This window comes from Vallitalea maricola, from assembly GCF_036985595.1.
Taxonomy (GTDB): Bacteria; Bacillota; Clostridia; order Lachnospirales; family Vallitaleaceae; genus Vallitalea; species Vallitalea maricola.
Map to the genome: position 1 here is coordinate 1 of NZ_BTPU01000321.1, position 266 is coordinate 266.

Below are 266 nucleotides of genomic sequence, written 5' to 3' on the forward strand. Positions count from 1 at the left end.
CTTGGTTATCATAATGCTAACGCTCCTATGTGTGGTTTTAATAAGCAAAAACACCCAGACTCGGATTTTGTTTTCTACGGTCTGCTAGAGAATGGAATGTATCAACAATTTAAGGAATATGTTAACATTAATCTAAGAGAATGTGTGAAAGCCGACTCATTTGCAGAGCGTATGATTGTTAAAAATAACTCTTGTGAAATAGAAGGAGTTATGCCATCGTTATTTACTGCATGTACTGTTATTACTTCTACATTTTTAAATAATAG

At 33.1% G+C, this 266-nt stretch carries 1 protein-coding gene; it reads left to right on the forward strand.

Annotation, left to right across the window (positions count from 1 at the left end; translation table 11 throughout):
- Nucleotides 1-266 (forward strand): hypothetical protein (locus AACQ14_RS24235; RefSeq protein WP_339366096.1); only part of this gene is annotated, 266 nt, incomplete at both ends.